Annotated in this window: 12 protein-coding genes; 11 read left to right on the top strand and 1 reads right to left on the bottom strand. The window is 50.0% G+C overall.

From position 1 onward, the window contains the following. Positions 1-9: 9 nt before the first annotated feature. From CBX96_RS14260 to CBX96_RS14215, 10 genes are all read left to right on the top strand, one after another. Entirely contained in the window at positions 10-2,532 is a 2,523-nt protein-coding gene (locus CBX96_RS14260; protein WP_109287137.1) for an MMPL family transporter, read from the top strand. Next, positions 2,533-3,840, top strand: a complete 1,308-nt coding sequence (locus tag CBX96_RS14255; RefSeq protein ID WP_109287136.1) for an NAD(P)/FAD-dependent oxidoreductase — start codon at positions 2,533-2,535, stop codon at positions 3,838-3,840. It begins immediately after the preceding gene. Between the two features lie 4 nt (positions 3,841-3,844). Then, entirely contained in the window at positions 3,845-4,585 is a 741-nt protein-coding gene (locus tag CBX96_RS14250) for a DUF3261 domain-containing protein (RefSeq protein ID WP_109287135.1), read from the top strand. Between the two features lie 98 nt (positions 4,586-4,683). Further along, complete coding sequence (locus tag CBX96_RS14245; RefSeq protein ID WP_109287134.1) at positions 4,684-5,901, top strand: beta-ketoacyl-[acyl-carrier-protein] synthase family protein; 1,218 nt, start codon at positions 4,684-4,686, stop codon at positions 5,899-5,901. A gap of 5 nt (positions 5,902-5,906) precedes the next feature. Beyond that, on the top strand, positions 5,907-6,446 hold the full coding sequence (locus CBX96_RS14240) for a hotdog family protein (protein ID WP_109287133.1): 540 nt from the start codon (positions 5,907-5,909) through the stop codon (positions 6,444-6,446). A gap of 125 nt (positions 6,447-6,571) precedes the next feature. After that, a complete protein-coding gene (locus CBX96_RS14235; protein WP_109287132.1) occupies positions 6,572-7,297 on the top strand; it encodes a 3-ketoacyl-ACP reductase FabG2 in 726 nt (241 codons plus the stop codon). Continuing rightward, on the top strand, positions 7,298-8,551 hold the full coding sequence (locus CBX96_RS14230; protein WP_109287131.1) for a beta-ketoacyl-ACP synthase: 1,254 nt from the start codon (positions 7,298-7,300) through the stop codon (positions 8,549-8,551). A gap of 10 nt (positions 8,552-8,561) precedes the next feature. Continuing rightward, a complete protein-coding gene (locus CBX96_RS14225) occupies positions 8,562-9,305 on the top strand; it encodes a hypothetical protein (protein WP_109287130.1) in 744 nt (247 codons plus the stop codon). Between the two features lie 193 nt (positions 9,306-9,498). After that, entirely contained in the window at positions 9,499-9,741 is a 243-nt protein-coding gene (locus tag CBX96_RS14220) for a type II toxin-antitoxin system Phd/YefM family antitoxin (protein ID WP_011621139.1), read from the top strand. An 8-nt stretch (positions 9,742-9,749) separates the two neighbouring features. Then, positions 9,750-10,049: a type II toxin-antitoxin system RelE/ParE family toxin gene (locus CBX96_RS14215; RefSeq protein WP_109287129.1), complete on the top strand. Its 300-nt coding sequence runs from the start codon at positions 9,750-9,752 to the stop codon at positions 10,047-10,049. Between the two features lie 340 nt (positions 10,050-10,389). Here the strand turns inward: CBX96_RS14215 and CBX96_RS14210 are convergent, their stop codons facing one another. Beyond that, a complete protein-coding gene (locus CBX96_RS14210) occupies positions 10,390-11,190 on the bottom strand; it encodes a hypothetical protein (RefSeq protein WP_109287128.1) in 801 nt (266 codons plus the stop codon). Positions 11,191-12,299: 1,109 nt separating this feature from the next. Here CBX96_RS14210 and CBX96_RS14195 point away from each other — a divergent pair. Further along, on the top strand, positions 12,300-12,755 hold the full coding sequence (locus CBX96_RS14195) for a GNAT family N-acetyltransferase (protein ID WP_109287171.1): 456 nt from the start codon (positions 12,300-12,302) through the stop codon (positions 12,753-12,755). Positions 12,756-12,793: the final 38 nt, after the last annotated feature.

The following is a 12,793-nucleotide window of genomic DNA, read 5'->3' as shown; positions in this document are numbered from 1 at the left end:
GGCAGAATCATGGCGCCCAAGATTGCCACGCGTATTGGCCATAGCCTGATGCAAACCTCGACTAAATGGCGCTTCGCTATTTGGTTGTGTTTGATGCTGGCGGCAAGCCTGTGGACGCTACAACTGTGGCAAAATGGGGCTAAGGTACAAAGCGATATTCTCGCCATGTTGCCCCATCTGCAGCAGGATGCACTCACGGCGCGCGCCCTCGAACAAGTGGAGTCGACACTCGCCGATCAAGTGTATCTCGCTCTGATTGCCGAGGACGAACCTCAAGCGATTGCGGCGGCAACACTCCTGATGGAGCAGCTTAAGACTCAACATACCGCTTTTACCGATATTCGCAGCGCCGATCTACAGATGGGTGAAGCCCTTGGACAATTTTATTTCCCCTATCGCTTTAAACTGCTCACCCCAGAGCAAACCGATGCCTTAAGCCATGATGGCCTCGAGCACTTAATCGCCTCGGCCACTCAGCAGCTCTACAACGCCTTTAGTTATGCCAATAGCCAACTCTTGACCCAAGATCCTTTGCTGTTGTTTCCCGACAATTTGCTCGCCCTTGCGCCTAGTTCGAAGCTGAGCGCTAGCCAAGGGATTTTACTTGCACATCCCAACCAAGGTGTTGATACCAAACAAGGTGTTAATAGCAGTGAAGGCGTGGCCGCCATTGTGATGGCAAAAGGCACCGAAAGCGCCTTTAACCCTAATGCGCAGTTACGCCAGCAAGCGGCACTCACTCAAGCGCTGAATGCCGTCAGCGCCCAATACACCAGCGTTAAAGTGTTACAGGCGGGCGCACTATTCCATGCCATAGAAGCCACCAATACCGCGAAGAGTGAAATCTCTGTTCTCGGTCTCGCGTCTTTGCTTGGCGTAGTGTTATTGGTTTGGCTGGCGTTTCGCTCCGTGATGCCACTCTTGCTGGCGATGGTGACCATAGGTAGCGGCCTGCTGCTGGCGGTGACCTTTACCTTAAGCGTGTTCGGAGAACTGCATTTACTCACTCTCGTCTTTGGCACTAGCCTGATAGGGATTGCCATAGACTACAGTTTCCATTTTTACTGCGAGCGGTTAAGTGATAATGAGCGTAGCGCGCAGGCGACCGTGGCCTATATCTTCCCCACAGTGTCACTCGCCTTTATCACTAGCGCCTTGGCCTATGTCGGTATCGGTTTAGCGCCGTTTCCCGGCATGCAGCAGGTAGCGATTTTCTGCGCCTCGGGCTTACTCGGCGCCTACCTAACGTTAGTGCTCGCCTATCCATTATTGGCGGGCAGCAAGTTGCCTTCGGGAGAACGCCCGTTAACCCTCGCACAGGCTTATCTTGCGAAACTCACCGGATTCTCAAACAAACTGGTGTCGCCATGGGGATTGAGTCTATTCACCTTACTGCTCGTAGGTGTTTGTCTGCTGGGTATCAGCCAACTTAAGGTGGATGACGATATTCGCCATTTACAACAAAGCCCTGCGAGCGTGACAGAGCCTGAAGATAAGCTCAGAAAACTCCTCAGTGGTGGTACCGATAACCAGTTTTTATTGGTGCGCGCCTCCAGCGAAGAAGCCTTACTGCAACGACTCGAAGCCCTCAGTCCGCAGCTCGATGCCGCCATTAAGCAGCAAGAGCTGGGCGACTATGTCAGCCTCAGCCGTTATCTGCCAAGCAAGCAAAAGCAGGATACGGCGTATCAATTGCAGAGCAAGATTTACCAGTCGCAATTAACCACAGTGCTAAACAGCATTGGCCTAGATGACGGCCTAGCACCCGAGCTTTCTGCCGCCTATCTTGCCGCCAAGGATAGCTATATCACCCCGGCGGATTTTTTCGAACTGGGCCTAGGCAAACAGCTAGCCCCACTCTGGCTTGCACCGCAGGGATTCGCACAGCTTGAGCACTCAACAGAGTCAGCGACCAGTCTAGATAATGCCAACCTAGGGAATGATAGCCATGGCGCTATAGTGCTGCTTGGTGGTATTGAAGATATTGCGGCCCTCAAGGCGCGCTTTGCCGAGGATCCGCAGGTGCAGCTTATTGATAAAGTCGCGGATATTTCCACCGTGATGGGACATTATCGCCTGCTTACCCTGAAGTTATTGGGGCTAGCACTCGTTATCGCCCTCTTACTATTTAGCCTGAGCTTTGGCGTTAAAAGAGCCGCCCTTGTGGTCGCCGTACCCGCGCTGGCCGCCTTACTCACCTTGGCCATTTTAGGCTTAGTCGGCTCGCCCTTAAGCTTGTTTCATGCGCTGGCGCTGATTTTAGTCTTCGGGATTGGGATAGATTACAGTTTGTTCTTTGCCTCCGCTGCGCAACATGGCAAGGCAGTGATGATGGCGGTGTTTATGTCCGCCTGCTCGACCCTATTGGCCTTTGGCTTACTCGCCTTTAGCCAAACCCAAGCTATTCATTATTTTGGATTAACCCTGTCCCTCGGCATAGGGTTTACCTTTGTACTTTCGCCATTGATTTTGACCACCAGTCAGGTTTTAACCACCAACAAGGTCTCGATACCTACAAGGAATGTTATTTAAATGTCCACATCCACTGCAGCAAGTTCCGCACAGTCTCACTCCCTTTCCGTCGATGTGGCCATTATTGGCGCAGGCCCCTCGGGCTCGATTGCCGCTAGCCTATTGCATAAGCAAGGCAAACGGGTATTAGTGCTAGAAAAACAACACTTTCCACGCTTTTCTATCGGCGAGAGTCTACTGCCCTGCTGCATGCAATTTATTGAAGAAGCGGGCATGTTAGAGGCGCTGAATGCGGCGGGATTCCAATATAAAAATGGCGCGGCATTCCGTCGCGATGGGGTGTATACCACCTTCGACTTTACCGACAAATTTACCCCAGGGCCGGGCACAACCTTCCAAGTGCAACGGGCAAACTTCGACAAATTGCTCGCCGATACCGCAGCAAGCTTTGGGGTGGAAATCCGTTACGGTGAAACCGTTGAGGCAATCGATTTAAGCGCCAACCCGCGCTTAAGCGTGCGTAACGATCAAGGTGAGCTGTACCAAGTTGAGGCGCAATATGTGCTCGATGCCAGTGGTTTTGGCCGAGTACTACCACGACTACTCGACCTCGAAACGCCGTCGTCGCTGCCGACCCGCAGCGCTATCTTCACCCATGTGGAAGATAACATCAGCGATCCCAACTTCGACCGGAATAAGATTTTAATTAGCGTACATCCGCAGCATCAGGATATTTGGTACTGGTTAATTCCTTTCAGCAACGGCCGTTGCTCGCTCGGCGTCGTGGCAGAGCCGCAATTACTCGCGCGCCTAGAAGGCGATTTAGAGCAGCAGCTTCTGACCATAGTTAAAGAAGAACCCGGCCTGAAAGCATTGCTGGCCAATGCCAAGGTCGCCCAGCCCTGTGCGACACTCAAGGGCTATTCTGCCAACGTATCGCGCCTCGCCACCGACAAGTTTGCCCTGCTGGGCAACGCGGGCGAGTTTCTCGATCCGGTATTCTCATCGGGCGTGACGATTGCCATGCAATCGGCATCGATGGCGGCGAAATGCGTGCTTAAACAGCTTGATGGCGATACGGTAGATTGGCCCGCCGAGTACTCGGCGCCGTTAATGCAAGGGGTGAACACCTTCCGCACTTATGTGCAGGCTTGGTACGATGGGCGCTTCCAAGATGTGATTTTTTACGAAAATCCGAATCCTAAAATCAAACAGATGATCTGCTCGATTTTGGCGGGCTATGCTTGGGATGTGCAAAATCCCTTTGTAAAAGATTCCGAGCGACGCCTGAATATGGTGGTCGAGCTATGTCGGCAGGAAGCCGAACTCAGCGCCGAGCCCGCTATTAGCGAATTAGCCGAGGTGTAATTCGATGCGCTTAAGCCTTAACGCCAACGGTCGCCCCAAAGCCATTGCGACGTTTTGCTTGCTCCTGATCAGCCTAGGCTTGATGGGATGCAGCGAGCTGCTCTATCGGCAAACCTGTGTCGGTTTGGCGAAAGATATGCGTTACTGCTTAGCGCCACTCCCCCATGATTTTGGCCCAGCGGTCGAGAAACCGCTCACCAAGCCGCAGGCAAATGCGCCCCAAAGCCAGACTCAAAGCCAGAGTCAGCAAAACGACAGCAAAGCTGGGGTATCCTCACCCCAGTCCTTTAGTCAGAAGGTGAGCATTAAGGTGGGCGATAACACCCACGAGCTACTCACCCAGCTCGAACTCGAAGGGGAACGGATGACACTGGTCGGGCTCGCGCCCCTAGGTCAGGCATTGTTTACCTTGGTTTACGATGGGAATACACTCAGCAGTGAACAGAGTCTCTTGCTAGGGGACGAGTTTAAGGCCGAATATCTGATGGCGATGATGCAACTCATCTATTGGCCGGAGCAGAGTATTAAAAGCCATTTAGAGGGCGGCGAGTTAGTGACAGGACTGTGTGACGCAATTCCCTGTCGCCAGTTTTATAGCCAAGATACGCTTATCAGTCGCAGCGATAGCCAGACTCAAGTGATACAAATTCGTTATCAACAACAGACCGACGGTGCCCCTTGGCAGGCACACATTAATTTGACCATGCCACAGGCAAAGTTTGAGTTAGAGATACAACCCATTTAATCGTCTTTTGACCATGCCATAGAGGCACCCGTTAACAGCCAATCGATATGAGCCTTTAGCCTTGCTCACATCAAAGGTCATAGGTATAGCAAGCAGCAATGAACAACAGAGTCGCCATTACACAAATTGGATTGTGTACCCCGTTAGGGCAAACGCCCGAGCAGGTGTTAGCCCGCTTGATTGCAGGCGATACCAGTGCCATGCAAACCAGTGATACTCTGCTATTTGGGGAGTCGACACTGGTTGCGCCCGTCACTGAGTCGTTACCGACCATTCCTGCCGCGCTGGCACAATTCGATTGTCGCAATAATCAGTTACTCCTTGCTGCCGCACTGCAAATTCGCGATGCCGTAGAGAAAGCCAAAGGTGAGTTTGGCGCCTACCGCATCGGCGTGGTCTTAGGCACCAGCACCTCGGGGATTTCGAAGGGCGAAGCCGCTTTGGCCTATCGCAATCAACACGGCCACTTCCCCGCCGATTATCATTATTTCCAGCAGGAACTCGGCAGCACCAGCGATTTTTTACGCCATTTATTTGAGCTCCAAGGCCCTTGCTACACTATTTCGACCGCCTGCTCCTCCAGCGCCAAGGTATTTGCCAGCGCCAAACGCCTACTCGAGGCCAAGCTGTGCGATATGGTGATCGTCGGCGGTATCGACAGCCTGTGCCAACTGACAGTCAACGGATTTCATGCCTTAGAATCGGTTTCCAAGGGACATTGCAATCCCTTCAGCGCCAATCGCGATGGCATCAATATCGGTGAAGGCGCCGCGCTATTTACTCTGACCTTGGCGACAGACAACACAGCAAATGAAGCCTGCGTTTTGCTTGCAGGCATTGGCGAGTCGAGCGATGCACACCATATGTCGGCGCCGCACCCCGAAGGTGCGGGAGCAATTGCCGCCATGCAGGCCGCGCTTGATGATGCACAGATTTCGGCGCAACAGATTGATTATATAAACCTACATGGCACAGCAACGCCTAAAAATGATGCGATGGAAAGCCGCGCCGTACTCTCGGTATTTGGCGACACGCCACCACCCGCAAGCTCAACCAAACCGCTGGTTGGCCATACTTTAGGTGCCGCGGGCGCGATTGAAGCCGCATTTTGTTATTTACTGCTCTCACCCCATAATCACCATCTTGCCCTGCCTCCCCATAGGTATGATGGGCAGCCAGATCCACAGGATCCCAGCATAGCCTTAGTCGCGCCCAAGCAATGCGCCGAACATGGCAAGCTTAACTATGTGATGAGCAACTCCTTCGCCTTTGGGGGCAGCAATGCCAGCCTGATTTTTTGCCGTAAAGGGGCTTAAGTTTTATGTCCAGTTCTACTGACACTGCAATGGCACCCGCCGAGCCGATGTGGCTGCAACAATTAGCCGAGCAGAATATTGCCGATTTTATTCCGCACCGCGCGCCGATGATCTTGATTGATAAGATTATTCACCATCAGCAGGATGCACTCGAAACTGAAGTGCAGATCACTCCTCAGTGTGCTTATTTTGACGAGCAACGTCAGGCCGTTCCCAATTATGTGGGCATAGAATACATGGCGCAGAGCATCGCTGCCCTCGCCGGTGTAGAGGCCAAACTGCGCCACGATAAAATCCGAGTGGGTTTTTTATTGGGATCGCGTAAATTAGCCTTACACACAGCGCAGTACGAGCTCAACCGCCGCTACCGCACTCAGGTTAAACGCCTCTATCAAGAAGAGTCGGGACTGGCGGTATTCGATTGCCAGATTTATCTGTTGCCCGAGGCAGGATCGGAGCAAACACCACAACTCGTGGCCGAGGCCAATGTGAACGTGTTCCAACCCCAGGACACTCAAGCGTATATCGCCTCCAGTCAGGCTTAATGTCTGGCCTAGCGCTCACAAGCGCCAAGCTTAAAACCGACGCAACGTCAGTCGCACTACAAAAAGATTTAGCCCTTTGATGCATAAACAACTCATCATCAAGCATCACGGGTGGAGAAATAAAGATGAATAACAGAGTATTAGTCACAGGTTCGAGCCGCGGTATTGGCAAAGCCATCGCCCTTAAACTGGCCGCAGCGGGCTACGATATCGCCCTGCATTATCACAGCAATCAGGCCGCAGCCGATGCCAGCGCCGCAGAACTTAGCGCTCTTGGGGTGAACGTCAGTCTATTAAAGTTTGATGTTGCCGACCGCGCCGCCGTAAAAGCCGCCATTGAGGCCGATATCGAATCCAATGGCGCCTATTATGGCGTGATACTCAATGCGGGCATCAACCGTGACAATGCCTTCCCAGCGATGAGCGAAACCGAGTGGGACAGCGTGATCCACACTAACCTCGATGGTTTTTACAATGTGATTCATCCCTGCGTTATGCCTATGGTACAAGGCCGCAAGGGTGGCCGTATCATCACCTTGGCTTCCGTTTCAGGTATCGCGGGCAACCGTGGTCAGGTCAATTACAGCGCCTCTAAAGCTGGGCTGATTGGCGCCACTAAGGCGCTGTCCTTAGAGCTGGCCAAACGTAAGATTACCGTAAACTGTATCGCCCCAGGCTTAATCGAAACCGATATGGTGGCGGATATTCCTAAGGATATGGTCGAGCAGTTAGTGCCGATGCGCCGCATGGGTAAACCCAATGAAATCGCCGCCTTAGCCGCCTTTTTAATGTCGGACGATGCTGCCTATATCACGCGCCAAGTGATTTCGGTGAATGGAGGCATGATCTAAATGACGCAGCGTAATCCCCTAGGCAGACGAGTCGTCGTTACTGGTATCGGTGGCATCAGTGCCCTAGGCCATGACTGGCCGAGTATCGCAAGCAGCCTTAAGGCACAAAAAAACTGTGTCGTGACGATGGCCGAATGGGATAAATACGACGGACTAAACACCCGCCTTGCTGCGCCCATTACTGACTTTGAGGTGCCTAGCCACTATTCCCGCAAAAAGATCCGCTCCATGGGGCGCGTCTCGATTATGGCGACTCGCGCCAGCGAGCTTGCACTGATGGATGCAGGACTCTTGGACGACCCTATCGTCACCTCGGGAGAGATGGGCATTGCCTATGGTTCTTCTACCGGCAGTACCGATCCGCTGGTCGCCTTTGGCGATATGCTGAAAACTGGCGATATGTCAGGCGTTACCGCCACTAGTTATATCCGCATGATGGCCCACACCACAGCGGTAAACGTGGGGGTTTTCTTTGGCCTTAAAGGGCGCATTCACACCACCAGCAGCGCCTGCACCTCAGGTAGCCAAGGCATAGGTTACGCCTATGAAGCGATTAAATATGGTCGGCAAACCTTAATGCTCGCGGGTGGCGGCGAAGAACTCTGCCCCACGGAGGCCGTAGTCTTTGATACGCTGTTTGCGACCAGCACGAAAAACACGACGCCAGAATTATCGCCACGCCCTTTTGATGCCCAGCGGGATGGCTTAGTGATTGGCGAAGGCGCTTGTACGCTAGTACTTGAAGAGTTAGAACACGCCAAAGCGCGCGGCGCGAAGATTTACGCCGAGATCGTCGGCTTTGGCACTAACTCCGATGGCCAGCATGTGACTCAGCCCAATAGCGAGACCATGGAAATCGCCATTCGTTTAGCCCTTAAGGATGCGGCGCTTACGCCCGACGCCATTGGTTATGTCAATGCCCACGGCACCGCCACCGACCGCGGTGATATTGCCGAAAGCCATGCGACCCACGCGGTATTCGGTGCGGATATGCCGATTTCATCCCTTAAAAGCTACACCGGCCATACCTTAGGCGCCTGCGGTGCGCTAGAGGCTTGGGTGAGTATCGAAATGATGAATGCGGGCTGGTTTGCCCCTACGCTTAATCTCGACAATATCGACCCAGAATGTGCCACGCTCGATTACATTCGCGGCGAGCCACGTACGCTCGACACCGACTATGTGATGAGCAATAACTTCGCCTTTGGCGGCATCAACACCTCACTGATTTTTAAACGCTGGAAAACGACATAAGGACATATCAATGAAACCATTAGTTGCAAGCATTTTACTCGGTATCAGTTTACTGGCCTCGCCGGTGTGGGCGCAGGATTATACGGTTGAAACCTATCAAGAAATTTTTAAAGGCGACAATCAATTTAAGCAAAAACAAGCCATCGAGGCTCTGACGATTGCCGGATTATCCGATCCCGCCATTTACGATGTGTTAGAGGCCAAACTAATCGAATCCCTGCCCCTCGCCACCGAGAAAAACGCCATCGACTACAGCGCTTGGTTAGTCAAAGGCTTAGGTTACTCGGGCAATGACAAATACAGCGCGACCATCAGCAACATAGTCAATGGCAGCTACCATAAGAAGCTAAAGAAGTACGCTACCCAAGCACTTGAAAATCTTGACCAATACAAAACATGGAACGCCATTTTAGCGGATAAAAGCCAATATGTGGCCGAACAAAGTCCTAAAAACAATGCCTATGCTAACGCTTTTAAAAGCAATGATTTAGAGCTAATGCGCCTAGCAGCCAAACGTATGATGGATGATCAAAACTACGATGACTTTCTGTTAGAGCGCCTTAGCGTTGAGCTGAAAAATCCACGCCTTATGCGCAACGACAAGTTAGCCATCGACACCTACGCCAATATGGCCAAGGCCCTCGCCGCATCGGGTAATACCCAATATCGTGAAGTGATTGAAAACATTGCCAACAACAACCCAAACAAAAAGCTGAAAAGCTATGCTGAAAGCTATTTGAAGAAGTACTACTAATCGCTTTTGAGTTAGTAAAAGCCTTAATAACAAGCCGAGAATCATCTCGGCTTTTTGATCTCATTTGTAGGCAAGTCATCATCCAGCGAATCAAGATAGCCCATCATTAGCACAAATCGCACGATTTAATCATTTTGACCATTTCGCTCAATAAACTATACTGCCACTGTATTTCCAAAACGGGGCTTAACTCATGCAAACCTTAACCGCTAATGACGCCAAACGAAATTTTGGTGAGTTGCTACTAAACGCTCAACGCGAACCCATCAAGATCAGCAAAAACAGTAAAGATGCGGTTGTGGTCATGTCTATCCACGATTACGAACAGCTTGAGGCGATGAAAGCCGACTATCTGAAGCACTGTTTCAACGCAGCCAAAGAAGATTTAGCGAAGGGCAATGTGGTTGATGGTGAAGATTTTCTTAACGCCCTGTAGCCACTCACATGAATAATAAACGCTATAAACTGAGTAGGTTAGCTCAGACTCACCTACAACAGATTAAAGACTACACTCTTCAACACTTTTCTGAGTCGCAGTGGCACAAATATAAAGAAAGCCTTATCTCCGGTTTGCAAATGTTAGCCAATAACCCCGGATTAAGCAGAAGCTGCAACGATATTTACCCCAACGGTTTCTACTTTTCTATCGGTAAACACACAGCCTACTTCACCAAAGAAGACGACTTTATCCTTATCGTTGCCCTGTTAGGTCAACCACAGCTACCCCAAAATCATCTGAAATAGCCCCACCTCTTTCATAGATCTGAAGTATTTGCAGTAGGCGTGAGGCCAACTACGGTACTGGCTCGACGATATGCCGCGGAGTGAGGCTAATCATGATGCTGGCCAGATAACACACCAAGGAGTGAGGCAAACCATGGTATTGACTCAACGACACACAGCAAGTCCATCCCTGGATGCTCGACCGCCCCGTCCATGGGGCGGACGGTCGTCTCGTCAATCACCATGGTTTGCCTTTTAGGCATCAGCGTAATCTGTAGCTTTAAAAGACCAGATCTAAATTCTCAATATAAAATTTAATGAATTAAAAATAACGACAATAACTTAGAACTAGCCTGTTAACTCAAATTTTTGGTTTTGTCCCTTCTAGTACTTTTATTCCGTCCAAATACTGCTTCATTTTACTAGATATTTCTTCATTCTTAATTCGTCTCCTCAGCATCTCATCTGCAACGGAATGCATGTCTGTTAGATCGCGTAGGGCACTTATTTTTTCGTGTTCATTAGGAATAGGCATCGTTAAAATGCCGATTTCACCACGTACAAACTGAAACAGTTTATCTACGATGATCAATAGATAACCGAGCTCTTTAAAAGCGTGATCAATATCCTCTGGCCAAGTTTTCGCAAGAGATTTTTGTGCATACTTGTTAGGACGGTAGAGTTGGTTTATTTTGAATGTTGCGTTCGTAATTTGACCAATTAAATCAGATAATAAATCTGTATTTTTATCATCAAGATATTTCAGTGAGAACCTTAAATCTTCGAGTAATTCCCTAGATGCTTTTGATGCATATTTATCTGTGCTATATCCCTTATCTTCATCACCACTTTCTCGTGCATTCAGCAAAATAGAGGCATTAAGTAGGCAAAACTCATAGACATTTTCAGCTATGTTTACTAGCAATGCTTTTGCAAGCCTTTTATTCTTTTCATCCTCCTGCCGCTGCCGGTATGAGGTTACATACAGTGCAGTGAAGCTTGCAATCAAAGCAAAAACGCCAGTATTTAGACTCTGCCAATCCATCCATACAGCTTGAACATACTGCCAGTCCCCCCTTCCATCAATCCAAGGCTTTAAAAGCATCATGTAGGCATAAGGAATGATTACAACGCCCCCGAACCAGTACCTATTAAGATTCATATTTCTTAACTATCTCCTACGTCAAATAAGCCTGTTATTTGCTTAAGCCATCCATTTTAAATCAACAACATAATGCACTTTGGGTTTGTCTACAATCTGTACTGACTAAAATTGCTTTAACGAGATTCATAACAAAAAGATCGGACATAACTTTTACTTCATTACCATTAACCATTAACCAATAACACCTAAGCCTAAGGAATACACCACCCCCTCGGAGTTGCCGCAGGGCATTTGCGTTCGTTGCGTGAGCGAGGCATGGATGCCGAGATAGCGTCAGTCGAATCAGGGACGAGCGTCTGACGCGATAGCGTAAGGACGCTAATTGCACAAGGGGTTTTCAACTCCGTTAGGGGCGTCTTGGAGCATCCAAGGAGGATAGGACGAGCAGTCCTCCTTGGTCAGGTGTGGGGTGAAGCCCCAAATAAGATCGGACAGGCATAACTTTTCTGAGACGGGCTAAAGCCAGAATAAGAATATGATCGGACAGGCATAACTTTTTTCATTCAACATTTGACCAATAACACCTGAGCCTAAGGAATACACCATCCCCTCGGAGTTGCCGCAGGGCATTAGCGATCGTTGCGTGAGCGAGGCATGGAGGCCGAGATAGCGTCAGTCGAATCAGGGACGAGCGTCTGACGCGATAGCATAAGGACGCTGAATGCCCAAGGGGCTTTCAACTCCGTTAGGGGCGTCTTGGAGCATCCAAGGGCGAAGACCAACGGCCGTTTTGAGCGCGAGATAGGGATATCGAGCTGGTAGTTTGACATGGACGTTTTTGATAAGACGAGCAGTCCTCCTTGGTCGACTCTTGATTAAAAATCAGGGGGTGAAGCCCCACGACTTTGATTTCATCTAAAAATCCAAACTAAGTTGGGAAAGATCTAGGGGCGACTTTTCTAGCATTTACTAGGCCCATAGAAAAGAAAACAAAATAAAACAATAGGTTATTTATCTTGCTATAAAGACTGATATCAGCCTCTTCCCTAAATGTTGGCCTACCCTTTGCTTAGTCACCGCAGCGTTTTAACCCTAAAAACAACCAAGCACGTTAACGCTATGATGGATAAGTGACAACACAGGGAATTTTAATCTTGAGAGCAATGATGAAAATAATACTAGATGATCTAAAAGGGCCTGAAATTGCAGCACTTTTAACTGAGCACCTTGAAGATATGCGGGCAACCTCGCCACCGGAGAGTGTGCACGCATTAGACCTTGATGGCCTGCGCCAACCCAATATTCGCTTTTGGACACTGTGGGATGGCCGCAATCTGGCAGGCTGCGGTGCACTAAAATGGTTAGATGCCGAGCATGCGGAGATCAAATCGATGCGCACCGCCGCCACCTACAAACAACAGGGAATAGCTTCTAAGGTATTGCAGCACTTGATCAATGATGCCAAAGCCGCAGGTGTGCAGCGCCTCAGTTTAGAAACAGGCTCAATGGCCTTTTTCCAGCCAGCTCGTAACCTGTATGCTAAATTTGGTTTCGAGCTGTGCGGCCCCTTTGCCGATTACGTGCTCGACCCCAATAGCCTGTTTATGACCAAAAGGCTCTAGGCCTCTGCACACATCAATTCACTAAGGTAGCAAACCTC

Origin of the sequence: Shewanella sp. BC20 (assembly GCF_003129585.1) — a bacterium.
GTDB classification, from domain to species: domain Bacteria; phylum Pseudomonadota; class Gammaproteobacteria; order Enterobacterales; family Shewanellaceae; genus Shewanella; species Shewanella seohaensis.
This window is presented reverse-complemented; position numbering and strand designations above follow the sequence as displayed.

Coding starts and splice junctions, on each gene's coding strand:
- CBX96_RS14260 (WP_109287137.1), top strand. CDS start 10: ATGGCGCCCAAGATTGCCACGCGTATTGGCCATAGCCTGATGCAAACC.
- CBX96_RS14255 (WP_109287136.1), top strand. CDS start 2,533: ATGTCCACATCCACTGCAGCAAGTTCCGCACAGTCTCACTCCCTTTCC.
- CBX96_RS14250 (WP_109287135.1), top strand. CDS start 3,845: ATGCGCTTAAGCCTTAACGCCAACGGTCGCCCCAAAGCCATTGCGACG.
- CBX96_RS14245 (WP_109287134.1), top strand. CDS start 4,684: ATGAACAACAGAGTCGCCATTACACAAATTGGATTGTGTACCCCGTTA.
- CBX96_RS14240 (WP_109287133.1), top strand. CDS start 5,907: ATGTCCAGTTCTACTGACACTGCAATGGCACCCGCCGAGCCGATGTGG.
- CBX96_RS14235 (WP_109287132.1), top strand. CDS start 6,572: ATGAATAACAGAGTATTAGTCACAGGTTCGAGCCGCGGTATTGGCAAA.
- CBX96_RS14230 (WP_109287131.1), top strand. CDS start 7,298: ATGACGCAGCGTAATCCCCTAGGCAGACGAGTCGTCGTTACTGGTATC.
- CBX96_RS14225 (WP_109287130.1), top strand. CDS start 8,562: ATGAAACCATTAGTTGCAAGCATTTTACTCGGTATCAGTTTACTGGCC.
- CBX96_RS14220 (WP_011621139.1), top strand. CDS start 9,499: ATGCAAACCTTAACCGCTAATGACGCCAAACGAAATTTTGGTGAGTTG.
- CBX96_RS14215 (WP_109287129.1), top strand. CDS start 9,750: ATGAATAATAAACGCTATAAACTGAGTAGGTTAGCTCAGACTCACCTA.
- CBX96_RS14210 (WP_109287128.1), bottom strand. CDS start 11,190: ATGAATCTTAATAGGTACTGGTTCGGGGGCGTTGTAATCATTCCTTAT.
- CBX96_RS14195 (WP_109287171.1), top strand. CDS start 12,300: ATGAAAATAATACTAGATGATCTAAAAGGGCCTGAAATTGCAGCACTT.